Genomic DNA, 25,943 nt, shown 5'->3' on the forward strand with positions numbered 1-25,943 from the left:
AAGTGTAAAGTTATGAGTTTCTCACTCAAACTCTAAACCCAATCTACGGGATTCTCTAATATTTTAATTAAGCGCTCTTCTTCACTGCCAACTTCTGGATTATGGTTATAAACCCATTGTACATGAGGTGGTAAACTCATAAGAATACTTTCTATCCGTCCATTTGTTTTTAAGCCAAATAATGTGCCTTTATCATGCACTAAATTAAATTCAACATAACGTCCACGACGAATTTCTTGCCAGTTGCGTTGTGCTTCTGTATACTCCAAATCTTTTCTTTTTTCTACAATAGGAACATAAGCATCAAGAAAGCTATCACCAACCTCGGTTACAAAATTATACCAATCTTGCATTTGCATAGCCTCATTTGCTTTACAATAATCGAAGAATAGACCACCAATACCACGAGCTTCGTTGCGATGTGCATTATAAAAATACTCATCACAACGCGCTTTGTATTTTGGATAAAATTCAGAGTTATGTCTGTCGCAAGCTATTTTACAAATCTGATGAAAATGTTTAGCGTCTTCATCAAACAAATAATAAGGTGTTAAGTCTTGGCCACCGCCAAACCATTGGTCAGCAATATTTCCCTCGTTATCATACATTTCAAAATAACGCCAATTGGCATGTACGGTTGGTACCATTGGGTTTTTAGGATGTAAAACCAGACTTAAGCCACAAGCAAAAAAGTTGGCATCTGCTACACCAAAATGTTGCTGTATGGTTTTAGGTAATTCGCCATGAACAGCAGAAATATTGACGCCACCTTTTTCAAAAACACGGCCATTTTCTATAACTCGTGTGCGTCCACCACCACCTTCTGGGCGCTTCCATAAATCTTCTTGAAACCTAGCAATACCATCTATTTCCTCAAGTTTTGAGGTGATGCGGTCTTGTAAAATTTGTATGTATTCGTAAAATTTATCTTTCATCTATACCATTGTTTTATTACAAAATGTGGCATATTCTATATATAACTCAAACAACTCCATATCCAGTGGTTTTTCTCCAGGAGGTGCATAACTTTCTTTAAGAGTTTTTACCCATTTAAAGTTGTTTTTTTCTGCAACTTTAACGCTACCAATGTTAGTTTTATGAGATATGATTTGAAGTATTTCTAAACCCAAATTTTCAAAAGCATGTTTTGATAATGCTTTAACAGATTGAGAGATTAAGCCTTTGTTTTCAAAATTATAGCCAATACAATAGGCAAACTCGCCTTGTTTTTTGTTCCAATCGAGTTCTTTTATGTAAATAAGTCCAGCAAGCTCCCTAGTTTCAGAATGTTTTAGAGTAAATAAGAATACCTCTTTGTTTTCAAAGGCTTTTACCTTTGCTTCAATAAAATATTGAGATAAAGTAGGACTCAAATTTTGTTTAAGAGTCTCTGGGAAAAAGCGTTTAAAACGGTCTTCATTAGCAACAACTAAATCACAAATCTTCCATGCATCTCCAGTATGCACAGGATTTATTTCAAAGCCATTGAATTGTGCAATCATTACCTATTTTCTATAATTTTAAAAGGCTCAAAACCAATATGTTCGCCTTCATCATCATCAAACAATAAATCTACAGTGATTATTGATGCTGAGGTAACGCTCAATGGCAATACGAGTATAACACCAATTACTGGTATAAATAATAAGAGTAAAAACCCGATACCATTCCCTATGGCTAATCCTCGGTGTTTTTTTATAAAAGCAATACTCTCTCTATAACTAAAATGACGCTCTAGTGTGTAATCCATATTAGAAACACCTGCATAATACGCCTGAACTAAAAATAATAAAGCCGTTGAAAAAATATTAACTACTGGTATAAACTTTAATAAAAGTATGGGTAGCGTGTATATAAGCTCTTTAGTTAAGTTTCTTAATCCAATTCGAACACTGCGAACGAGTTGTTTTGAAAATGTGGCATTGGTGTGATTTTCTGCAGGTTGGCCAGTGTAATATTCTTCAATCTTCTCTGAAACGGGACTCATAAAAGGTGAGGACAACGCCATAATAATATGCTTAAAAAGTATAAGTCCAATAGCAAATATTACAATTCCTGAAATAAAGGTAGAGATAGCTGTGAAAGTACCTTTGCCAAATTCCCAAGGCCATATACCTGCTATCCATTCGCCAAGATTATCTGAGAGTCCATAGGCAGAAACAAATATCAAAATAAAAACAACAACGCTTATTAGTATTGGAATAACAAAGTATTTCCAAAGTTTTAATTTAGAAATAAGTGCATAAGCACCTGAATACACTTGTAAGCCTTTAAAGATGTTTTGAACCATCGTTTTCTTGTTTTTGATAATAGAGTTAACTACTAAACAGACGCTTAAACTGGCATTGTGTTACGCTAGTTTGGGCTTTTATAGTCTTTAACAGCATCGATAAAAGCCTTGGCGTTATCTAAAGGAATGTTTGGTAAAATTCCATGACCTAAGTTAACGATGTATTTATCTTTTCCAAAATCGTTAATCATTTGATGCACCATTTTTTTGATTTCTGCAGGTGGAGAAAACAATCGTGTTGGGTCAAAATTACCTTGTAAGGTGATATTTCCACCTGTTAAATAACGTGCATTTCTAGCAGAACATGTCCAATCTACACCTAGTGCCGAAGCACCAGATTTTGCCATTTCGCCAAGGGCAAACCAGCAACCTTTTCCAAAAGCGATGACTGGTGTTTCGACTTTTACAGCATCAATGATTTGTTGAATATATTGCCAAGAAAATTCTTGATAATCTACTGGAGACAACATGCCTCCCCAAGAATCGAAAACTTGAACAGCATTAACGCCAGCTTTCACTTTTTCTTTTAAATAAGCAATAGTTGTGTCTGTAATTTTTTGAAGTAAACTGTGTGCTGCAATAGGATTTGTAAAGCAAAATTCTTTAGCCTTATCAAAGTTTTTAGAACCTTGCCCTTGCACACAATAGCATAAAATTGTCCATGGTGAACCAGCGAAACCTATTAAGGGAATTTCGTTGTTTAGTTTTTCTTTAGTGGCTTTTATAGCTTGGTAAACGTAATCTAATTCTACGGTCACATCAGGGACAACGACATTATCTACATCTTTTTGAGAACGAATAGGATTAGGTAAATACGGACCAAAATTTGGTTTCATCTGTACCTCAATATTCATTGCTTGAGGAATCACTAGAATATCACTAAACAAAATCGCAGCGTCCATGCCGTATCTTCGGATAGGCTGTACAGTAATTTCACTTGCCAATTCAGGAGTCTGGCAACGTGTAAAGAAATCGTACTTAGCCTTTATTTCCATAAACTCTGGTAAATAACGACCAGCTTGACGCATCATCCAAACTGGAGGGCGTTCAACAGTTTCGCCCTTTAATGCTCTTAAAAATAAATCGTTCTTAATCATATTTTAAACGTAGTATTCGTTTACTAATTCTATGACACTTTCAACCGTTGGTACTTTTGCAATTCTAACGTCTTCAAAGTGTTTTTTTGCAGCATTTGCTGTAGTCTCTCCAATACAAAATGCAATGCCTTTGGCACGATTTTGCCTTAAGAAACTGTCAACTGTGGATGGGCTATAAAACATAATGCCATCGACATTATCCTCTAGTTTTACAGCATCATATTTGGTTTGATAAGCCTCAACTTCGTTAACCGTAATGTTATGCTTAGTTAGGATGTTTGGTAAATCATCCAAACGTAAATCACTACAGAAATAAGTGACTTCAGTCCCATCAATATATTCAACTAAATATTCTGCTAACTTCTTTACATTTGGTGCCATGTGAGCAACTTTACCAATACGTTTCTCAATCGTACGTTTGGTGCGGCGCCCAACACAGTAGATATTTTTGAACTGTAACTCTTCATTAGAAAAGTTAGTTAATAAAGCTTCAACAGCATTCTGACTTGTGATTATGACATTCTGAATTTCGTTTCTGACAACTTTTTTTGAGATTCTGTTGAGGCTAATTTTTATAGCATCATTACTTTCAGAAACCACTTCGTTATGAAACAACAACTTTTGGTCTTCTGTTAATGTTTTGGTCGAATAAATAGTCGTCTTTTTGTCGCTACGTTGTAATTGATCAATTAGCTTTTTTCCACCTTTTTCGATAACATAATCTGCACAAAATTTAGCAATACCCTCATGTTTTCCAAATGGCATAACTTTAGTAACTTCAATTTTTCTGGATCCATCTTTACTTAGAAGAATACCTTTAAAATGAACTTCATTATCTTTATTGATATAACAAATAGCACCGATTGGAGCAGTACAACCACCTTCTAAACGATTTAAAAATTCACGCTCAATAGTTGTTCCTATCTCAGTCTCAGGATGATTAATCTCTTTGCAGATGTCTCTTACTTCATCATCATCTTCTAATGCAGCAACCATTACGGCACCTTGAGCAGGTGCAGGAATCATCCAATGAAGATTAATAGAATTTTCAGGTTTAATACCTAATCGACCCAAACCGGCACCAGCAAATATGGCACCATTCCAATCATTATTTTCTAATTTTTCGAGTCTAGAATTTACATTTCCTCTTAACCCAACAATAGTATGCGTAGGGTAGCGGTTAAGCCATTGTGCACGGCGTCGTAAACTACCAGTAGCAATAACAGCATCTTTAGCGGATAGGAATTCCTCATTCTTTTTAAAAACTAGGGTATCGTTTATATTTCCTCGCTTTAAAACAGCAGCTTGTACAATGCCTTTTGGTAAAATGGTTGGGACGTCTTTTAAAGAATGTACAGCAATATCAATATCACCATTAAGCATAGCAATATCAAGTGTTTTAGTGAAGATTCCTGTAATCCCAAGTTCGTATAAAGGTTTGTCTAAAACAATATCTCCTGTGGATTTTACAGGGACTAATACGGTTTTATGACCTAACTGTTCGAGTAGAGATTGAACAGTTTTTGCTTGCCACATAGCGAGCTGGCTGTCGCGTGTGCCAATGCGAATTATTCTAGACATTATCTGTAGTTTCTAACTGAAATATTTTTTTGATGAGTTCCAAACTCTCATCTGAAGAGTTATTATCTTCTCTTAAGTGATGTGCAAATTGATTGGTAATTTTCTGAATTAAGTTATTTGTAATCAATTCGGCTTGCTCTTCGTTAAAATCGTTAAGCTTTTTACGTTGCGTAGAGACTTCAGAATTTTTTAAATCCGTAAGCTTGTGTTTAATGGCTTGTATTGTAGGGACAAATTTTAAAGTGTCTAACCAGGAATTAAATTCTGCCATTATTTCTGAAATAATAGCTTCAGCAGCAGGAATAAATGCTTTGCGCTTTTCTAAAGTTTCATCAGTAATCTTTGCTAAGTCATCCAAATGAACTAATGTAATATTATCTAAATCTCTAACATCTTCATTAACATTTTTTGGAATTGATAAATCCAAAATCAATAAAGGCTTATCAGTTTGTATTAGTGACTTGTAAATTGTTGGGTCTTGTGCACCAGTAGCCACAATTACAATATCAGAAGTATTTACTTCTTCTTGTAGATTGCTATAATCTTTAACTAACACATTGAATTTACCTGCAACAGCTTCAGCCTTATCTTTGGTTCTATTGATAAGCGTAATATGAGAATTTTTAGTATGCTTAACTAGATTTTCACAAGTGTTACGTCCTATTTTACCAGTACCAAAAAGTAGAATATTCTTGTCCGAAATATTCTTGACATTATTCATAATATACTGAACAGAAGCAAATGATACAGATGTAGCACCAGAGGATAATTCTGTCTCTGTTTTAATTCGTTTACTAGCTTGAATAACTGCATTTAGTAAACGTTCTATGTAAGAATTAAGTAATCCGGCGGCTTTTGATTGTCGTGCACCAGCTTTTAGTTGACCGATAATTTCAAAATCACCAAGGATTTGACTATCCAAACCAGAACCTACTCTAAACATATGAGAGATGGCATCGTTATTTTTATGTACGTAGGCAACTTTTTGAAACTCTTCAACAGTCCCTTTTGTATTTTCGCACAATAGATGGATAAGTTGATAAGGGTGCTCAGCAAATCCATAAATTTCTGTACGATTACAGGTAGAAACAAGCAAGAGACTTTCTATACCATTTGTTTTGGCTTGTTCCAAAACAGCATTCTTGGCAGCATCACTTAAACTAAAGTGACCACGAACCTCAGCATCAGCTTTTTTGTAGCTGAGCCCAATAGCATAAAAATGTGTATTCTTTTGTTGCATTCGCTGCTTTACTGCTCTAGGAATTAACAGCACAAAAATATATTTGTTAATTGCATAAAAATAACGCTCAAAGAACTTAAAGTGTCGTTTCGGGTTTTTTGAGTTTAATTTTTATTAAAATATGATATTTGTCATACTTTTGTAGTGAATCCAAGGGTTTACAAGATCTTTGTTTAGAATGAATCTAAATAACAGTTAAATGAAAATTGAAAAATCTAGCTTAAAAAGTGTCGCTGTAGGTTCTTTTAATGAGACCTTTCTAGAAGATGGTTTTTTTGTATTGAGCTATAAGAATGATAATGAGGCTGTTGAGGTCGTAGAACGCCGTATAGATAGCAGTTATATACAGTTTCACTTTTGTACAAAAGGCGAGGCCACTTTTGTCTTTAATCAAGGGACATATCGCTTACCTATTCATCAAGATACGTCGCTATTACTTTATAATCCACAACGTGATTTACCCATTCACTTAGAAGTGCAACCTAATTGTTGGCTGGTGTCTCTTGTGATTTCTTTAGAGAAATTTCATGGGTTGTTTTCGCAAGATGCGTCCTATGTTACGTTTTTATCAGACGATAATCGTGATAAAAAATATTATAAAGATGGTGTTATATCACCATCAATGGCAGTTGTTTTAAATCAGTTGCTAAGTTTTAATCTTAATGCCTCAATCAAATCATTATACTTTAGAGGAAAAGCTTATGAAATGTTAAGTCTCTTTTTTAATAGAAGTGAAGACGCCAATATTGAGCAGTGCCCATTTTTAGTAGACGAAGAAAATGTCGCTAAATTAAAAAAGGCAAAAGACATTATAATAGCACAAATGGCAGAGCCACCAACATTACAAGAATTGGCAGATACTATAGGCTTAAGTCTTAAAAAACTCAAAGAAGGTTTTAAACAAATTTATGGCGATTCGGTTTTTAGTTTTCTCTTTGATTATAAGATGGAAGTCGCAAGAAAACTATTAGAATCTGGAGACTACAACGTTAATGAAGTTGGCTTAAAAGTGGGTTACAGCACTGCCAGTCATTTTATTGCAGCGTTTAAAAAAAAATATGGTACTACGCCTAAGAAATATATTACTGAAACTAATTAATGAAGTTTTAAAACTATACTAATATTACAAAATTCAATACTACAAGCTTAATTGATAAACAAATTGCATTGTATTTTTACATTTGAAAAATTGAAAGATGAAAAAAGGAATATTACTAGTTAATTTAGGCTCACCAGATACGCCAAACCCTAAAGATGTGAAACGTTATTTAGGAGAATTCTTAATGGATGAGCGCGTGATTGATGTGCCGCTTTGGGCGCGCAATCTTTTGGTAAAAGGGATAATACTAAACACACGACCAAAAGCGTCTGCCAAAGCGTATCAAAAAATTTGGTGGGACGAAGGTTCGCCATTAATTGTACTATCAGAAAGACTGCAAGAAAAAGTCCAAAATAACGTCGATTATCCAGTTGCTTTAGCTATGCGTTATGGAAGTATGACCATTAAAAAAGGACTTCAAGAGTTAGTAGATAAAGGCTGTACTGAAATTAAAACAGTTCCTCTATATCCACAATTCGCCATGGCTACAACCGAAACTATCGATGTAAAAGTAGACGAATTGGTAGCTGAGTATTTTCCTGACATAAAAATTACCAGAACACCTGCCTTTTACCATCGTAAAGATTACATTAGTGTACTTTCAAAAAGTATTGCTGAAAAGCTTGATGGTATAGATTACGAGCATATTTTGTTTAGTTATCACGGTGTCCCTGAACGTCATATCCGTAAGAGTGATGTGACTAATGGAAATTGTAAAATGGATGGTAGATGCTGCTTCAAAAAAGGAAGTGAACAGCACGAGTTTTGTTACCGTCACCAATGCGAAATTACGACGGTTAATGTGGCCAAAGCTTTAGGCTTAAAAAATGGGACGTATTCAACTACCTTCCAATCCAGACTTGGATTTGACCCGTGGTTAAAACCTTACACAGATCGTACTATTGAACGAATGGGAAAAGCTGGAACTAAAAAAATGGCGATCGTAACACCAGCTTTTGTTAGTGACTGTTTAGAGACTTTGGAAGAAATTGCGATGGAAGGCGAAGAAATTTTTCATGAAGTAGGCGGCAAAGAGTTTACCGTAATTCCATGTTTAAACGACCGCGAAGACTTTGCTCAAGTACTTACTAATATTATTGAAGAATGGGCTTCTAAAGAAAAAGCTTTAACCGTTTAATGGCTAAGGTAACAGCACAAGATTTAGGTCAAGAACCTATTGGGAAGTTACTGGTAAAGCAAGCGGTACCGGCCTCAATTGGTATTCTGGTGATGTCACTTAACATCCTTATAGATACTATTTTTGTTGGAAATTGGATTGGCGCAAATGCCATAGCTGCGATTAACGTTGTATTGCCTGTTTCGTTTTTTATTGCAGCATTAGGTATGGCCATTGGTGTTGGAGGTTCTTCAATTATTTCAAGAGCTTTAGGTGCTGGGAATACGCCTAAAGCTTTAAGGACTTTTGGAAATCAGTTGACACTTACCTTTTTATTTACCATTACATTTGCTGTTTTTGGTTTAATATATGTAGATACGTTAATTCCTGCTTTTGGGGGAAAAGGCAACATATTTGCACCTGCTAAAATTTATTACGAAATCATTCTTTATGGCGTACCTATTTTAGGTTTTGTAATGATGGGTAATAATGTGATTCGAGCAGAAGGCAAACCAAAATTTGCTATGTATGCTATGATGATTCCCTCTGTTGGGAATCTTCTTTTTGATTATATTTTTATAAATATTTTGGATTGGGGAATGGCCGGAGCGGCATGGGCAACCACAGGCTCATATATCGTATCATTTATATACATTCTATGGTTCTTTCTTTCAAAGAATTCAGAATTAAAAATCGATTTTTCACATTTTGCATTACATAAGGAGATTGTTTCAGAAATAGGGTCTCTAGGTTTTGTGACCTTAGCACGACAAGCTGTAGTAAGTGTTACTTTTTTATTGGTAAATAATGCACTTTTTAATTATGGAGAAGAGACTTCGATTACAGCTTATGCTATTGTTGGCCGTATGATGATGTTTGTCTTGTTTCCAGTTTTTGGAATAACTCAAGGATTTATTCCTATTGCAGGATATAATTATGGTGCTGAACAATTTGCAAGAGTAAAAGAGGTAATTTATACAGCCATAAAATATGCCACTATTTTGGGAACAATTGTGTTTCTAGGATTAATGGTTTTTCCAGAAGTTATTACCAAATGGTTTACTGACGATGCAGATGTCATAAGAATCACACCAAACAATATGAGATTAGCATTTGCTGCTGTACCTATATTAGCCGTTCAGTTGGTTGGTGCGGCATATTTTCAGGCTGTAGGGAAAGCAATTCCTGCTTTGATTTTAACATTAACTCGACAAGCCATTTTCTTTATTCCGTTGCTATTTATTTTACCGATTTTCTATGGAGAATTGGGCATTTGGATTGCGTTTCCAATATCTGATGTATTGTCTACAATTGTAACCTATTACTTCTTAAAGCGTGAGGTTAAGTTAAAGTTAGAAACAGCTTAAATCTTCTGACTTTTATTCTTTATTTTTAGATTCCGAAAACTAACTTAATAATTACTCATGCGATTATCAACCATTCTGGCAGTTGTACTGCTATCGTTTCTTAGCTTAAATCTCAACGCCCAAAATTTTGACGAATCTCATTATTCGGGATTAGAATATCGACTTGTAGGCCCATTTAGAGGTGGTCGAAGTGCTGCTGTAACTGGTGTTCCAAATCAGCCAAATCTCTATTATTTTGGAGCAACCGGTGGTGGGATATGGAGAACTACAAATGGTGGTCGCCAATGGGAAAACATTTCGGATGGTTACTTTGGAGGAAGTATTGGTTCTATTTCAGTTTCAAAAAGCGACCCTAATGTCATTTATGTTGGTGGTGGAGAAAAAACAGTAAGAGGTAATGTGTCATCAGGATATGGGATGTGGAAAAGTGTCGACGCTGGAAAAACATGGATAGCCTCAGGCTTACCAAAATCACGCCATATTCCTCGTATTGCTATTCATCCTACAAACCATGATATCGTATATGCCGGAGTTATGGGTAATCTATATAAACCAACAGAAGAGCGAGGTGTTTATAAAAGTATTGATGGCGGAAAAACATGGAAAAAAACCTTGTTTGCAAATTCTAATGCTGGCGTAGTAGATTTAATAATTGACCCAACCAATCCTCGTATTTTATATGCATCTACATGGCGAATTAATAGAACACCTTACAGTTTAAATTCTGGAGGGGAAGGTTCTGCGCTGTGGAAGAGTACCGATAGCGGCGAGACATGGACAGAAATTTCTAAGATGAAAGGATTTCCTGAGGGCACATTAGGAATTATAGGCGTAACAGTATCTCCAATAAATCATCAACGTGTATGGGCGATTGTTGAAAATAAAGATAAAGGCGGTTTATATCGAAGTGATAACGGTGGCGAAACATGGATACAAGTTAATAGCGAAAGAAAGCTGAGACAACGCGCATGGTACTACACGCGTTTATATGCAGATACTAAAGATATTAATACAGTTTATGTTTTAAATGTAAGTTATCATAAGAGTACTGATGGCGGAAAAACATTTGGAAATTATAGAGCACCGCATGGAGATCATCATGATTTATGGATAGCTCCAGAAAATCCAAATAGAATGATTATTGGAGATGATGGTGGCGCACAAGTGACATATGATGGTGGAGAAACTTGGAGTACGTATCGTAACCAACCAACATCTCAATTTTACCGAGTAACTACTGATAATGCGTTTCCATATCGTATTTATGCGGCGCAACAAGACAACTCTACCATACGAATCCCACACAGAACAGATGGTTTTTCAATTAGTGAAGACGATTGGGAAAGTACAGCAGGTGGTGAGTCTGCTCACATCGCTATTGATCCAGAAGATAATGATATTGTATATGGTGGAAGTTACGATGGATTTTTAACTCGTGTCAATCATAAAACGGGAACAGTAAGAGCCATAAATGTTTGGCCAGATAATCCAATGGGACACGGTGCAGAAGGTATGAAATATCGTTTTCAGTGGAATTTCCCTATTATCTTTTCAAAACATAATCCAGATAGAATGTACACATTTTCACAACATGTACATGTCACTGAAAATGAAGGCCAATCGTGGGAAATTATAAGTCCAGATTTAACACGAAATGATCCAGAAAAATTAAAATCATCAGGTGGTCCGATTACACAAGATAATACCTCAGTAGAATACTATTGCACCATTTTTGCGGCACAAGAATCACCATTAAAAGAGGGTTTACTTTGGGTTGGTAGTGATGATGGTTTAATCCATGTGTCTAAAGATGGCGGTAAAAATTGGGAGAACGTTACACCTAAAGGCATGCCAGATTGGATGATGATTAACAGTATTGAGCCAAGTGCTTTTGATGAAGGCACTTGCTACGTAGCTGGCACAAAATATAAGACTGGGGATTTTGCCCCCTACTTATACAAAACAACGGATTACGGAAAAAGCTGGACTAAAATCACAAATGGAATTAATAGCGAACATTTTACAAGAGTATTGCGCGAAGACCCAAAAAAGAAAGGCTTGTTGTATGCAGGTACAGAGACAGGAATGTACATTTCCTTTAATGATGGTAAAAATTGGAAACCTTTTCAATTAAATTTACCAATTGTACCAATCACCGATTTGGCCCTAAAAGACAATAATTTAATTGTTGCTACTCAAGGAAGAAGTCTTTGGATAATTGATGATTTATCAGTAATTCACCAGCTCTATAATACCGATTTAAGTAAGAATATCTTATTCAAACCAAAAGATACATATCGTATGCGAGGCGGAAGTCGAAAAGGAAGTAAGATAACAGGAACGAATCATCCAAATGGTGTAATCACCTATTTCAACTTAAAGGATTTAAAAGATGAAGACAAAGTTTCATTAACCTATTTTGATAAAAAAGGTGATACGATAAAAACCTATTCTAACAAGGATAAAAAGAATAAACTAAATGTAAAGAAAGGCGCCAATCAATTTGTTTGGAATATGACCTACGATGGTGCAGAACGTTTAAAGGGTATGATTTTGTGGTGGGCAAGTTTAGATGGTCCAAGAGCAACTCCTGGCACTTATAAAGTGAGTTTAAATATTAATGATGAAACGCAATCACAAGACTTTAAAATTTTAGCTGATCCAAGAGCAGAAAGCACCTTAGCTGATATGGAACAGCAATTTGCATTTATTAAAGATGTCAATAAGACTATGGACGAAGCGCATAAGTCTATCAAAAAAATAAGAGCAGTTAATAAGCAATTGGGAGCTTTCCAGAAGCAATATAAAGACGATGAAAATGTAAAAGACTTAGTAGAAAAAGCAAAAAGATTACAAGAAAAACTAGGTGATATTGAAAAAGCCTTATACCAAACTAAAAATAGAAGTGGTCAAGATCCATTAAATTTCCCTATTCGATTAACTAATAAATTAGGGCATTTAAACTCATTGGTACGTATGGGAGATTTTGCACCAACAGCACAAGATATTGCCGTAAAAAATGAATTGACTGGCAAAATAGAAACTCAGCTGTCTGCATTCAATACCATTTTAAGTGATGAGGTAAAAGCGTTTAATGCAGCATTCAATTCAAAACAGTTAAACTATTTATTTGTAGAAGATTAATGACAGATTTTTTAGCAGAATATTATTCCTACATCAAAGCGCTACACATCATCTTTGTGGTGACATGGTTTGCAGGATTATTTTACATTCCTCGATTATTTGTATATCAAATAGAAGCATTTTATAAGCCTCCTCCAGAAAAAGAAATTTTAGGAAAGCAATTAAAACTCATGGCCAAACGTCTTTGGTTTATAATTACCTGGCCATCGAGTATATTGGCAATAAGCTTTGGAGTTTTATTAATTATTCCAAGACTGTTTTACCTTACAGATTCTTGGATGCAGATTAAATTAGGCTTTGTTTTACTATTAATCATATACCAATTCCAAACACATGTGTATTACAAGCAACTGCAAAAAGATATCGTAAAGAAATCATCAAGTTTTATGCGTATTTGGAACGAAGGTGCCACTTTTATTCTTTTTGCTGTGGTTTTTTTAGTTGTTTTAAAAAATGCACTCAACTGGATTTTTGGAATAGTCGGCATTATTGTATTGGGAATCTTATTAATGTTAGGTTTTAAAATTTACAAGAAGATTAGAACCAAAAATCCTGAAGCTTAGTTGGCGTGATTATTGTTATATTTAGAAGACTATAAAAACCTCTATGGCGTTAAAAAAAATATCTCTTCGTTCGCGCATATTTATAGCCATGATACTTTTGGTATTACTGGCTTCAATTTTAATTGCTGCGGTTACGATATACCAGTATCATGAAGAGGCAAGAGAGTACCATGCAGATAGATTAGAACGTAAAGAATCCGCAATAAGGCGCAGTATTAATCATGTTTTGGATGAAACTTCTTTTGAGGTGATTACAGAAAAAATCCCCTTTATTTTTAAAGACGAGATATACAGTATTGCCAATATTCATGGACTTCAGATTAATTTGTATGATTTAGAAGGGCAATTATTAAAATCTTCTAAAGCCACGCTTCAAAGAGATACATTAAACCAATGTTTAAGTGCTGAGGTACTAAACCAAATAACAAATACAGCCGAACATCGTTACGTGATTAAGAACGAAACCAATGGTAAGGTTTTTCAATCGTCTTACTCATTTATAACAGACGATAAGTTTAAAAACATAGCAATTCTTAATGTGCCTTACTTGCAAGATGATGATATTTTTGATAGGGAGCTAAATGAGTTTTTGCTGCGATTAGGATTCGCATATCTCATTATGATTTTAGCGGCAATTGTATTGGCATATTTCATATCAAAATATATAACACGTTCATTGAAAACTATAAGTGATAAGATGAATGAATTTCGTCTAGAAAAGCGAAATAAAAAGATTGAAATAACATCATCATCAGTAGAAATTGAAACCCTTGTAAAATCATATAATGGTATGATTGATGAGCTTGAAGAATCTGCAGTACAATTAGCAACTAGTGAGCGTGAACAAGCATGGCGCGAAATGGCAAAACAAGTGGCGCATGAGATTAAAAATCCATTAACGCCAATGCGATTAAGCGTTCAGAGTTTTCAGCGTAAGTTCGACCCAGAAGATGAGAATATTAATCAGAAAGTATCAGAATATAGTAATACATTGATTCAGCAAATAGACACCATGAGTTCTATTGCCTCTGCGTTTTCAAATTTTGCAAAGATGCCTGCGCAGCAAAGCGAAGAGCTTAATGTGGTACATGTGGTAAAATTAGCCTTAGATATTTTTAATGAAAACTATATCAGGTTTGAGCCAGAAGCTGAAGAAATCATAGCAAATTTTGATAGAACCCAACTCATAAGAGTAGTGACTAACTTGGTTAAAAATGGCATTCAGGCTATCCCAGAAGATTCAGAAAATCCTAAAATTGAAGTCCGAGTTTTTACTGATGATGATAACGTTAACATTACAGTTGAGGATAATGGTTCGGGGATTACCGATGAAAATAAACTCAAAGTTTTTGAGCCTAAATTTACGACCAAAACTAGCGGAATGGGTTTAGGCTTAGCGATGGTAAAAAATATAGTAGAAACCTACGACGGAAGTATTACTTTTACCTCAGAATATGAAAAAGGCACTATCTTTACAGTGGCTTTTCCGAAACAATAAAACTAAATTATGGCTTACGAAAATATACGCTCAGATTTCTCAAATGGTATCACCACTATTACGATTAATAGACCAAGCAAACTCAATGCATTAAACAAAGCTACTATTGAGGAATTGCATCATGCGCTTGATGATGCAAACCAATCTAAAGAGACTAAAGTAATCATTGTGACAGGAAGCGGTGAGAAAGCTTTTGTTGCCGGTGCAGATATTAGTGAATTTGCCGATTTCAATGTTGAAGAAGGCGGAAGATTAGCAGCAAAAGGACAAGAATTATTGTTTGATTTTGTTGAGAATTTAAGTACACCAGTTATTGCAGCTGTTAATGGTTTTGCTTTAGGTGGTGGATTAGAATTAGCTATGGCGTGCCATTTTAGATTAGCAAGCAGTAATGCAAAAATGGGCTTACCAGAAGTCTCTCTTGGTGTTATCCCGGGTTATGGTGGTACACAGCGTTTACCGCAATTAGTAGGTAAAGGACGTGCTATGGAAATGGTGATGACTGCAGGTATGATTGATGCTAATCAAGCCTTAAATTATGGTTTAGTAAACCATGTGGTTGAAACTGATGAATTGCTACCTTTAGCTGAAAAAATCGCCAGTAAAATCATGAGAAACTCATCTGTTGCTATTGCTGAAGCTATTTCTGCCGTTAACGCTAATTACAAAGATGGTGTTGATGGTTACCAAACAGAAATAGAAGCGTTTGGAAATTGCTTTGGTACCGAAGATTTTAAAGAAGGTACAACAGCCTTTTTAGAAAAGCGTAAAGCTGATTTTCCAGGGAGATAAAAAATAACATAATTCTTCCTACAAAATTTGTTCAAAACCTTTTGAGTAATTAACAATCTTAAGACAGAATTACATCTAATTTTAGAAGTCCATTTCTAGGGTTTCTAAAATTAGTATGAGTCATAAATCAGTCATAAAGGGTCGCGGCGCACAACGCAATATTCACAACCGTTTTTTTGAGTTGTCTTACGACATGCGTGATGATTTTTTAGAGTATTGCCATAAAGAAGGAGAAACCGTAGATAAAAACAAGACCCAATACCTTAACGTATTTCCAAAGACAATAGTTAATAAGGTGACGAGCCCAGATGTAGGTATGGCGTATTCTATGAACATGTACCAAGGTTGTGAGCATGGTTGTATTTATTGTTATGCACGTAATAGCCATGAGTATTGGGGCTACAGTGCGGGATTAGATTTTGAACGTCGGATTTTAGTCAAAAAAGATGCTCCAAAATTGCTAGAAACTCTTCTAAAAAAGAAAAGTTGGAAAGCACATACTATTGTCATGTCTGGCAACACAGACTGTTATCAGCCAGCAGAAAAGCAATTTCAATTAACCAGACAATGCCTAGAAGTTTTTTTAAAGTACAAGCACCCTGTTGGCATTATTACAAAAAACAGCTTAATTCTTCGTGATTTAGATATACTAAAAGTATTGGCAAAGTATAATCTAATAGGTGTTAATATATCTATTACATCATTATCAGAGGAAACAAGACGAATTTTAGAGCCTAGAACCGCAACCATTAAAAAACGCTTAGAAACTGTAAGGACCTTAAGTGAAAATGGGATTCCTGTAAATGTCATGTTAGCACCAATAATTCCATCTATAAATAGTCATGAAATTTTACCTATGGCTAAAAAAGTATCAGAATTGGGAGCTTTAAGTATTGCTCATACTATCGTAAGACTCAACGGAGCCATAGGAGAAATATTTACAGATTGGATAAGAAAAACCATGCCTGATAGAGCGGATAAAGTACTGCATCAAATCCAAGATTGTCATGGCGGAACTCTCAACGAAAGCAGATACGGAAAGCGCAAGCGCGGCGAAGGACATATTGCACAACAAATTAATGATACAATTAAGTTGGCAAGATTTAAGTACTTTAAAGAAAAATCAATGCCCAGACTTAATACTGATTTACATGAGCAATATAAAGATGGACAACTTAAACTTTTTTAAATCTCAACGTTGCTACAATATTGATTAGTATTAATAATTACCTATATTTATTCGATTAATAAATTACTCATGAAATCAAGACTTTTCGCTCTGGTAATCCTAGTGTTCTTTGCATCATGTAAAGAAGAAATAAAACCAAATGTTCAGGTATTTAATACTACAGATTTAAATAAAGCAAATACAGTACTGTTAGAAGCAGTAATGGAAGATGCCTTTACGCCACCAGTGGCAAGCCGTATGTATGCATACGCGCATTTGGCACATTATGTAACACTTCAAAGTTTACGAAAGGATAGTTTAAGCGACATCACAAACAAAATAAATGGACTAAGGCAATTAAAAATACCTGAAAGTGATAATGTTAACCCAGAATTATCAGCCCTTTTAGCCTTTTCTAAAACAGGAAAAAAGCTAATATATTCGGAGCATTTTTTTGAGGACTTAGCAGATTCTCTTAAGGTAAAAGCAATCCAATTAGGGCTTTCAGAAAGTACAGTAAAGAATTCTGAGGATTATGCTTTAGAAATATCAAAACAGTTGAGTAGTTGGATTGATAAAGACATGTATATCGAAACTCGAACTTTTCCGCGCTTCACAAGTACTAAAAAACCAGAAAACTGGAGAGAGACACCACCAGATTATTTATCAGGTTTAGAGCCACATTGGGATAAGATTAGACCTATGGTAATTGATAGTGCCAACGTTTTTGCTTTTAAACCGTTACCAGAATATAGCACTGACAAAGATTCTGAATTTTACAAAATGGTAGATGAGGTTTACCAAGAATCTAAAAATAAGACAGAAGAAAAAGTGAAAATTGCATGGTTTTGGGATTGTAATCCAATAATGACGGTTCATAAAGGACATATGACAACTACCATTCATAAGTTTACGCCACCAGGACATTGGTTAAACATTGTGAACCAAATCACAGAGAGAGAACAATCTAATTATTTTACAACAACTAAAGCATATTCATTGACGTCTATGGCAATGTTTGATGCTATTATTGGGGCATGGCATGTAAAATACAAAACAGATTTAGTAAGGCCAGTTACTTTTATTCAAGAGAATATAGACTCTGAATGGACACCTGTTTTGCAAACACCACCGTTTCCAGAATATACAAGTGGTCATAGTGCAACATCAGCTTCAGCTGCAGAAATGTTAACTTATATTTTTGGAGATAACTACGCTTTTTCAGACAATACTCAACTGCGTTTTGGATTAGAGCAACGTACATTTAAATCGTTTAGAGAAGCCGCAAATCAAGTAAACTTAAGTCGCTTTTATGGGGGAATACACTATATACAAGGCGTTGAAGAAGGAGGCAGACAAGGTAGAGAAATTGCAAATCTAATTTTAAAAAAACTACGGTAAGACTATGATATTTTTGAAGCGTTTAAGTATTCTATTTTTTATTTTTCTGGTTTTTAGTTGTAATGATGAAGAGAAAAAAACTACTGTTGAAACAAATACAAAAACAGAAAAAACTAAGAAATCAAATGAACCTTCGTTATTTACGTATTTAGAACCTTCAGAAACTAATATAACCTTCAGAAACGATATAAGTGAAACGGAGGCTTTTAATTTTATATTATATGCATACCTATACAATGGAGGAGGAGTTGCTATTGGAGATATAAATAACGATGGCCTTGATGATATCTATTTTTCAGGAAACACGGTTAGTAATAAACTTTATCTTAATCAAGGTAATTTCAGATTTAAAGATATTACTGCATCTGCTAAAGTAGGAGGCGGTAAAGGTTTTAAAACAGGAGTTACTATGGCTGATATCAACAATGATGGATATTTAGACATTTATGTATGTAAATCTGCTCAAAGTAATGAAGATTTAAGAAAGAATGTCTTATATATTAATAATGGTGATTCCACCTTTATTGAAAAAGCTGAACAATATGGTTTGGATGATTCAGGATATTCTGTGCAGGCCTATTTTTTTGACTCTGATGGCGATAATGATTTAGATGTGTATGTTCTAAATCATACGAGTAATATGTTAGAAGCCAATATGATTAAGGTTTCTAAAAATAATGATGGTACATTAGGGATAGCTGAGTTAGATGATTATACGGGTAGAACAGATCGTTTTTATGTTAATAAAGAAGGTAGGTTTATTGATTACTCTAAAGAGGCAGGTGTATTAGGAGATGCTTTTGGATTAAGTGCTATTATTGGGGATTTTAACAATGATTTTAGACCAGATATTTATGTTTGTAATGATTATTCGATGCCTGATAAGCTATTTGTAAATCAAGGGAATAATAATTTTAAAGATGAATTAGATAAATATTTTAAAAATACATCATTCTCTTCAATGGGGTCTGATTATGCAGATGTTAACAATGATGGATTTTTTGATTTAATGACTTTAGATATGGCGCCAAAAAAAAATGATAGGCGCAAAATGATGCTAATGCCGCAGAATTACGATAAGTATGAGAAAATGGTAAAGTATGGATTTGGTGCCCAATATACGGCTAATGCTATGCAAATTAATACTGGAATTGGTTCCTTTTCTAATATTGGATTTTTAGATAATTTGGCACAAACTGAATGGAGTTGGAATGTGCTTTTAGCTGACTTTGACAATGATGGGCTTAAAGATATACATATAACAAATGGCTATAATAGAGATGTAACAAATAACGATTATTCCAGGTACAAAATGGATGAGCTTCAAAAAAAGCTTAATCAAAAACAAATCACTTTAAAACAGTGGATAGAAGAAATCCCAAGCATTCCAGTATCATCCTTTTTATTTCAAAATAAAGCATTCAACAATTTTGAAGATGTTTCAGAAAAATGGAATAGTGGAAAACCAGCATTTTCAAATGGAGCGGCATATTCAGATTTAGATAATGATGGCTTCTTAGATGTTGTGGTAAATAATATTAATGAGGTGCCATTCATAATGAAAAACAATGGTAAACAGCAACTAGAGAATGGTTTTGTTTCTCTAAAGTTTGACTACACCAAAGGAAGACCATTAGAAGGCACAATAGCTAAACTTACCTTGTCTGATGGCTCAGTTTTAACGGAACAATATAACCCAACAAGAGGCTTTTTATCATCGTCTCAGCATAGACTTCATTTTGGAGTAAAAAAAGGATTAGCTGTTAATAAATTAGAGATAATTTGGCCTAATCAAAAAATGCAAACTATTGAAGATTTAAACTTAAATCAAATTAGTTCAATAAGATATAATCCTACATCAACGTACACTTCAACTAAAGATGCGAAACCCTATTTTGAAGAAAAAACAGATTTACTTGGAAAAGGATTTTCGCATACAGAAAATGAATTTATAGACTTTAAACGCGAAGCCTTATTGCATCATAAGTATAGTGAAGAAGGTCCTGCAGTTGCAATTGCAGATGTTAACGGAGATGGTTTAGAAGATGTTTATCTAGGTGGTGCAAAAGACTTTACAGGTAAATTATTTTTGCAAACACAATCTGGAAAATTTGATTACAAGTTTTTAGTAGGTTTTGAAATAGATAAAACCCATGAAGACACAGATGCTGTGTTCTTTGATGCTAATGGAGATGGTCGACTTGATTTATATGTGGTCAGTGGTGGAAATGAGAATAAAGCTAATGCTCAAACCTATTTAGATAGGCTATATTTTGGCGACGGTAAAGGCAATTTTAATAGAGTACGTAATGTGTTGCCAGAACTATTTACAAGTGGGTCAGTCGTTAAAATCCATGATATAGATGGAGATGGAGACCAAGATATATTTATTGGTTCTAGGGTAACACCAGGACGTTATCCACAAGCACCTAGAAGCTATATACTTAATAATGATAATGGAATATTCAAAGACGTCACTTTGCAATGGGCAAAAGGCTTAGCTTCAATTGGGATGGTTACTGACGCTGAGTTTGCCGATTTAGATAATGATGGTACAAAAGAACTAATTATCTCTGGTGAATGGATACCAGTTTCAGTATTTAAATTTGAAAACGGCACTTACCAGAACCGAACAATAGAATTTGGCTTAGATAAAAAAGTAGGTTGGTGGAATTCTGTAACTGTTGCGGATATTAATGGTGATGGTTTTAAAGATATTGTGGCTGGAAATTTAGGCTTAAATTCTATATTCAAAGCTTCGGATTCCGAACCAACAGAGCTCTATTTTAAAGATTTTGACAACAACGGAAGTATTGATCCTGTAATTACAACTTATATAGAAGGGGTTAGTTATCCGCTGCATAATCGTGACAGAATGCTTAATCATATGGTGATGCTTAAAAAGCGTTTTACGCGTTACGCACCTTATTCTAATGCTACAATTACGGATATTTTTACACCTCAAGAGCTGCAGAATGTTAATGTATTAAAAGCCAATCATTTTCAGCATACCTTATTTGTAAATGACAACGGAAAAGGATTTAAAGCCCAAAACCTACCAAGTGAAACGCAAATTTCTGTACTTAATGATGCCGTAATAAAAGACTTGAATAAAGATGGAAATGTAGATGTAATTACTGGTGGAAATTTTTATGGTACAGATGCCGAATATGGAAGATATGATGCTTCCATAGGCACTACACTTATTAATAAAGGCAACTCAAATTTCGAAGCAATATCTGCAACTGAGAGCGGTTTAGAAATTTCAGGAAATGTACAGCACATTAAAGAAGTTTCTGTTGCTGGCCAACCGCATCTTTTGGTCATAAGAAATAATGAGCCTGCGAGTTTAATAAAGATAACTAGCGATTAGTTTCCTGTTAGAAAATCTTTTCTGTGCCTTACATCTACGATATTATGTAATAAAAATAAAGGACCTACTAAAGCAAATGTAACTAATAGTATAGGGCCTAACAGTAATAACAAAATAATCTTTTTCATAGCATTAGTTTTTGTTTTACGATTACAAATATCGCTGACAACAACATGTAAAAAGATTACAGGATTAACTTATTGTTATGTGATATTATCGATTTTTATATAAAATATACCTATACTATTTTATTAAAGTAACTTCTTGTTGTGTGCTATATTAACATTAAGCATATTTAGAAACACCAAATATGTTAATATAGTATATTTTTTTAATAATTTTGAACACATTTCTTGTTGCATAGAACGATAACTTTGTTAATGTTGTGAAAAAGCAAAAACCAGTTTTAGAGAAAATAACTCCTGCATTTGGGAGTTCTATTCATGTTCATAAACATGACGCTTATGTTGGTGAGAGTAACCCTTTTTGGCATTTCCACCCAGAAATAGAACTCGTATACATTAATAAAGGAAAAGGTAAACGACACATCGGGAATCATTTGTCTTACTATAATAATAGTCAATTATTACTCTTAGGCTCTAATTTACCACATTATGGTTTTGTAGATCGATTGACTTTGAATGGTTCTGAAACTGTCGTTCAATTCAAACCCGATTTTTTAGGTGATGATTTTTTTGATATTCCAGAAATGAAATCGATTAATCAACTTTTAGAACGATCCAAAATGGGAGTACTTTTTGGCGCAAACACTAAAAAGGAACTAGGCATTGATATAGAAGCGTTAGCAGACAAGAAGGGATTTGATAAAATAGTTGCATTGTTAAATATTCTTCAATCATTAGCAAATTCAGAAGATTATAAAATTTTGAATGCAGATGGATTTCTATTTGAAACAGAACCGCAAGACAATGCAAAAATCAATATTATATATAAGTACATAAACGAAAATTTTCAACAGCATATAAGTTTAGAAGAAATTGCTGAAAAAGTAAGCATGTCAATACCTGCATTTTGTAGATACTTTAAAAAAGTTACAGGTAAAACATTTACCAAACTAGTCAATGAATATAGGATTGTGCATGCTACTAAATTACTTTCTGAAAGTCAATTAAGTATTACTGACATCAGTTACGAATGCGGATTTAATAACTTTTCTCATTTTAACAAGCTATTTAATGAGTTTACTGGAAAAAGCGCTTCAAAATATAGGAAAGAATTAAAACGTATAGTGCAATAAATTTTAATAACATGGGAGATAAAATCAATACAGCTATAGAGTATTACTTAATAAAACAGAAGGAGATTTTGGAACTTGTTAATAATAGTTTTTCTCTTTCGATTGAAGATATTATACGTTATGGAGAAGAACTATCTGTTTTAGAAAATAAAATAACAGCTTTAGAAGTTGCTAAGGAAAATTAACGTTATAATTTACCTAGCCATTCGGCATAAAACTGTTTCAAAAAACCTTCCATATAGTTATGTCGTTCAGAAGCTATTCGCTTCCCGGTAGCGGTATTCATTTTGTCTTTTAGCAATAATAATTTCTCGTAAAAATGATTTAGTGTTGGAGCATCAGAATTTTTATAGTCTTCTTTAGACATATTGAGATTTGGTACAATTTCAGGATTATATAGTGCTCTATTTTTAAAACCACCATAATTAAAACAGCGGGCAATGCCTATAGCACCGATAGCATCTAGACGGTCGGCATCTTGAACAACCTCTAATTCTTTTGAAGTAAATTTTTTACCGTTTTCAAGCGTGTTTTTAAAAGATATATTTTCAATGATTGCTACAACATGTTCTATAATTTTACTATCTACATTTTGTTTAAATAAAAACTCACGAGCAATCTTTGGGCCAATAGTTTCGTCACCATCATAAAACTTTGGGTCTGCGATATCATGAAGAAGAGCTGCTAACGAAACAACAAGAAGATCTACGTCTTCTTTTTTAGAAATAAGTAAGGTGTTTTTATAAACACGTTCTATATGAAACCAATCATGCCCACCTTCTGCGTTTTCAAGTTCGGACTTTACAAATGATATTGTGGTTTCAATTAATTGATTCATGACTAAATTACAGCTTTAATTATTGTCGCTTCAATCTGTTTTATCAAAGCATCTTTATCTTCAAAATTACTAAGCTCTAAAGGTTTATGAACGGTAAACTTTATATGAGCACCTAATCCCATCGGGAATTTTCCATATTTTAAGGTTTTCCATGAATTATTGATACTCACAGGTGCGATAACAGCATCAGGAGCATGCTCAAACATGGTTAAAAGGCCTTTAGTTTTAAATGGTTTGGGTTGACTAGTTCTACTTCTTGTGCCTTCAGGAAAAATGACAGCAGCCCAATTATTTTTGACAATCCGTTTTGCAAAATTTTGTATAGCAGTTATAGATTTTAAAGGTTCTTTTCTATCTATTAAAACCGAGCCGCCATGTCTTAAATTATAAGATACACTAGGGATGCCTTTTCCCAATTCTTTCTTACTTACAAACTTTACATGATGCTTACGTAAATACCAAATCAATGGCGGGATGTCATACATACTTTGATGATTGGCAACAATGATAAGAGGCCTTCCAAGAGGAATCTTATGAGGGTTATTAAAACTAAAACGAGTGCCTAAAACATTAAGACAACGCAGGAGAAAAAATTGTAACCAATCCACACTAATTTTATGCGCTTTATATCCAAATACATTGAAACAAAACCATTGTATAGGATGAAAAATAATAAGGGTCAATCCAAAACATAAAAAGTAGATAATAGTAATAGGATATGCGAGTAATCTCATAGTGCTGTAAAAATAAAAAACCACGATGAAAATCGTGGTTTAAATTTAAAATCTTAATCAGAATTTAGCAATGCTCATTGTAAGCATCCATTAAGTTTTCTGCTATTAATTCTGCTGGACGACCTTCAATATGGTGACGCTCTAGCATATGGACTAATTCTCCATCTTTAAATAAAGCCATACTTGGTGAGCTAGGAGGAAACGGTACCATATGTGCTCTTGCTTGTTGTGTAGCTTCTCTATCTACACCTGCAAAAACGGTAACCAAATTTGTCGGGCGCTTTGCATTCTCTAAGCTCATACGAGCACCAGGTCTAGCATTTGCTGCAGCACAGCCACAAACCGAGTTTACAACTACTAAAGTTGTACCTTCTTTTGCAATAGCATTATCTACGGCCTCTGTTGTATGTAATTCTTCAAAACCAATATTAGTTAAATCTTCACGCATTGGTTTTACTAATTCTGCTGGATACATATTTTTCTTTTTTTATTTAACAAGTTTGAAATGCAAAGATACCAAATGTGTAACAAAATAAAGTTGCAATACACTAACAAATAGTATATTTACGCATTCATAAAATCTATGATAGAATGAGTTTTTCAAAATGGATAGGCGCTGCAATTGGATGGTCTTTTGGAGGTCCAATAGGCGCAATAATTGGTATGGCTTTAGGTAGTATTGTAGATAATGCTACAGATTCTAGCCCACTGCTTGGTGAGCGTCAAGCTGGTAAAAAACGAAGACGAGATCCATATAGGCAGCCAACTTACCAAAGACAACGTCAACAACGTGGGCAAACTCAATCTGGAGATTTTGAAGTGAGTTTACTTATCCTAGCATCTGTAGTTATTAAAGCTGATGGCAAACAAGATCAACGCGAGCTTGACTTTGTACGCCAGCAGTTTACTAACATGTATGGTAAGGAGCGCGCTAATAAAGCGTTTAGATTATTTAAAGGCATTACAAAACAAAATATTTCTACACGTCAAGTTTGCTTACAGATTAAGCAAATGATGGATCATGCGTCGCGATTACAATTACTTCATTTTTTATTTGGTATAGCAAAAGCTGATGGTTTAGTAACCAAAGACGAAATCAAACAAATTTATACCATTGCTGGTTATTTGGGTATTAGTAGTCGCGATTACGAGAGTATCAAAGCCATGTTTTACAACAGTACAAACAATGCGTATAAGATTTTAGAGATAGAAAAGACTGTGTCTGATGATGAGGTGAAACGTGCGTATCGTAAAATGGCTAAAAAATACCATCCTGACCGCTTAAGCCATTTAGGTGAAGAACATCGTGAGGGAGCTGAAGAAAAGTTTAGACAAGTACAGGAAGCTTATGAGCATATCCAAAAAGAGCGAGGATTTAAGTAA

23 protein-coding genes are annotated in these 25,943 nt (G+C 34.3%); 13 read left to right on the forward strand and 10 right to left on the reverse strand.

Annotation, left to right across the window (positions count from 1 at the left end; genetic code table 11):
• Positions 1–32: 32 nt before the first annotated feature.
• The 6 genes from hemF to hemA all read right to left on the reverse strand — a co-directional run bounded on the left by hemF (position 33) and on the right by hemA (position 6,208).
• Positions 33–935, reverse strand: coding sequence for an oxygen-dependent coproporphyrinogen oxidase (gene hemF / locus IEV10_RS03385; RefSeq protein WP_188373283.1), 903 nt, complete (start codon positions 933–935; stop codon positions 33–35).
• Positions 936–1,502: a GNAT family N-acetyltransferase gene (locus IEV10_RS03390; protein ID WP_188373284.1), complete on the reverse strand. Its 567-nt coding sequence runs from the start codon at positions 1,500–1,502 to the stop codon at positions 936–938. It abuts the gene before it with no gap.
• The gene (locus IEV10_RS03395; RefSeq protein WP_188373285.1) at positions 1,502–2,290 is read right to left on the reverse strand and encodes an EI24 domain-containing protein; all 789 of its coding nucleotides are present in this window, start codon (positions 2,288–2,290) and stop codon (positions 1,502–1,504) included. The genes IEV10_RS03390 and IEV10_RS03395 overlap by 1 nt, the downstream gene beginning before the upstream one ends.
• A 65-nt stretch (positions 2,291–2,355) precedes the next feature.
• Positions 2,356–3,387: a uroporphyrinogen decarboxylase gene (hemE, locus tag IEV10_RS03400; protein WP_188373286.1), complete on the reverse strand. Its 1,032-nt coding sequence runs from the start codon at positions 3,385–3,387 to the stop codon at positions 2,356–2,358.
• 3 nt (positions 3,388–3,390) lie between these two features.
• Complete coding sequence (gene hemC / locus IEV10_RS03405) at positions 3,391–4,968, reverse strand: hydroxymethylbilane synthase (RefSeq protein ID WP_188373287.1); 1,578 nt, start codon at positions 4,966–4,968, stop codon at positions 3,391–3,393.
• Positions 4,961–6,208: a glutamyl-tRNA reductase gene (gene hemA / locus IEV10_RS03410; RefSeq protein WP_188374181.1), complete on the reverse strand. Its 1,248-nt coding sequence runs from the start codon at positions 6,206–6,208 to the stop codon at positions 4,961–4,963. Before hemA ends, hemC begins: the two co-directional genes overlap by 8 nt.
• 199 nt (positions 6,209–6,407) lie before the next feature.
• Here hemA and IEV10_RS03415 point away from each other — a divergent pair, with 199 nt between their 5' ends.
• The 10 genes from IEV10_RS03415 to IEV10_RS03460 all read left to right on the forward strand — a co-directional run bounded on the left by IEV10_RS03415 (position 6,408) and on the right by IEV10_RS03460 (position 21,730).
• A complete protein-coding gene (locus IEV10_RS03415; RefSeq protein WP_188373288.1) occupies positions 6,408–7,307 on the forward strand; it encodes a helix-turn-helix transcriptional regulator in 900 nt (299 codons plus the stop codon).
• A gap of 97 nt (positions 7,308–7,404) precedes the next feature.
• On the forward strand, positions 7,405–8,445 hold the full coding sequence (gene hemH / locus IEV10_RS03420) for a ferrochelatase (RefSeq protein ID WP_188373289.1): 1,041 nt from the start codon (positions 7,405–7,407) through the stop codon (positions 8,443–8,445).
• Positions 8,445–9,791, forward strand: coding sequence for an MATE family efflux transporter (locus IEV10_RS03425; RefSeq protein WP_188373290.1), 1,347 nt, complete (start codon positions 8,445–8,447; stop codon positions 9,789–9,791). Before hemH ends, IEV10_RS03425 begins: the two co-directional genes overlap by 1 nt.
• Before the next feature lie 57 nt (positions 9,792–9,848).
• Positions 9,849–12,935, forward strand: coding sequence for a WD40/YVTN/BNR-like repeat-containing protein (locus IEV10_RS03430; protein ID WP_188373291.1), 3,087 nt, complete (start codon positions 9,849–9,851; stop codon positions 12,933–12,935).
• Positions 12,935–13,498 carry a CopD family protein gene (locus IEV10_RS03435; protein WP_188373292.1) on the forward strand — a complete coding sequence of 188 codons (564 nt, stop codon included), beginning with the start codon at positions 12,935–12,937 and terminating at the stop codon, positions 13,496–13,498. The genes IEV10_RS03430 and IEV10_RS03435 overlap by 1 nt, the downstream gene beginning before the upstream one ends.
• Before the next feature lie 43 nt (positions 13,499–13,541).
• A complete protein-coding gene (locus IEV10_RS03440; RefSeq protein ID WP_188373293.1) occupies positions 13,542–14,996 on the forward strand; it encodes a sensor histidine kinase in 1,455 nt (484 codons plus the stop codon).
• 9 nt (positions 14,997–15,005) lie between these two features.
• Positions 15,006–15,788, forward strand: a complete 783-nt coding sequence (locus tag IEV10_RS03445; RefSeq protein WP_188373294.1) for an enoyl-CoA hydratase/isomerase family protein — start codon at positions 15,006–15,008, stop codon at positions 15,786–15,788.
• A gap of 115 nt (positions 15,789–15,903) precedes the next feature.
• Positions 15,904–16,977 carry a PA0069 family radical SAM protein gene (locus IEV10_RS03450; RefSeq protein ID WP_188373295.1) on the forward strand — a complete coding sequence of 358 codons (1,074 nt, stop codon included), beginning with the start codon at positions 15,904–15,906 and terminating at the stop codon, positions 16,975–16,977.
• A 69-nt stretch (positions 16,978–17,046) separates the two neighbouring features.
• Positions 17,047–18,357 carry a vanadium-dependent haloperoxidase gene (locus tag IEV10_RS03455; RefSeq protein ID WP_188373296.1) on the forward strand — a complete coding sequence of 437 codons (1,311 nt, stop codon included), beginning with the start codon at positions 17,047–17,049 and terminating at the stop codon, positions 18,355–18,357.
• Positions 18,358–18,361: 4 nt separating this feature from the next.
• Positions 18,362–21,730 (forward strand): VCBS repeat-containing protein, encoded by a 3,369-nt coding sequence (locus tag IEV10_RS03460; protein WP_188373297.1) that lies wholly within the window; start codon positions 18,362–18,364, stop codon positions 21,728–21,730.
• On the opposite strand, the gene IEV10_RS14380 is transcribed toward IEV10_RS03460, so the two are convergent.
• Positions 21,727–21,858 carry a hypothetical protein gene (locus IEV10_RS14380; RefSeq protein WP_262890098.1) on the reverse strand — a complete coding sequence of 44 codons (132 nt, stop codon included), beginning with the start codon at positions 21,856–21,858 and terminating at the stop codon, positions 21,727–21,729. The two genes, IEV10_RS03460 and IEV10_RS14380, sit on opposite strands and share 4 nt — an antisense overlap.
• A gap of 257 nt (positions 21,859–22,115) precedes the next feature.
• On the opposite strand from IEV10_RS14380, the gene IEV10_RS03465 reads away from it, so the two are divergent.
• Positions 22,116–22,988 (forward strand): AraC family transcriptional regulator, encoded by an 873-nt coding sequence (locus IEV10_RS03465; protein WP_188373298.1) that lies wholly within the window; start codon positions 22,116–22,118, stop codon positions 22,986–22,988.
• An 11-nt stretch (positions 22,989–22,999) separates the two neighbouring features.
• A complete protein-coding gene (locus tag IEV10_RS03470; RefSeq protein ID WP_188373299.1) occupies positions 23,000–23,173 on the forward strand; it encodes a hypothetical protein in 174 nt (57 codons plus the stop codon).
• A 2-nt stretch (positions 23,174–23,175) separates the two neighbouring features.
• Here the strand turns inward: IEV10_RS03470 and IEV10_RS03475 are convergent, their stop codons facing one another.
• The 3 genes from IEV10_RS03475 to IEV10_RS03485 all read right to left on the reverse strand — a co-directional run bounded on the left by IEV10_RS03475 (position 23,176) and on the right by IEV10_RS03485 (position 25,035).
• Entirely contained in the window at positions 23,176–23,826 is a 651-nt protein-coding gene (locus IEV10_RS03475) for an HD domain-containing protein (RefSeq protein ID WP_188373300.1), read from the reverse strand.
• A 2-nt stretch (positions 23,827–23,828) separates the two neighbouring features.
• Positions 23,829–24,560, reverse strand: coding sequence for a lysophospholipid acyltransferase family protein (locus tag IEV10_RS03480; RefSeq protein ID WP_188373301.1), 732 nt, complete (start codon positions 24,558–24,560; stop codon positions 23,829–23,831).
• 64 nt (positions 24,561–24,624) lie between these two features.
• Positions 24,625–25,035 carry a BrxA/BrxB family bacilliredoxin gene (locus IEV10_RS03485; protein WP_188373302.1) on the reverse strand — a complete coding sequence of 137 codons (411 nt, stop codon included), beginning with the start codon at positions 25,033–25,035 and terminating at the stop codon, positions 24,625–24,627.
• Positions 25,036–25,151: 116 nt separating this feature from the next.
• Here IEV10_RS03485 and IEV10_RS03490 point away from each other — a divergent pair, with 116 nt between their 5' ends.
• A complete protein-coding gene (locus IEV10_RS03490; protein ID WP_188373303.1) occupies positions 25,152–25,943 on the forward strand; it encodes a TerB family tellurite resistance protein in 792 nt (263 codons plus the stop codon).

Origin of the sequence: Winogradskyella haliclonae, from assembly GCF_014635865.1 — a bacterium.
GTDB lineage: Bacteria > Bacteroidota > Bacteroidia > Flavobacteriales > Flavobacteriaceae > Winogradskyella > Winogradskyella haliclonae.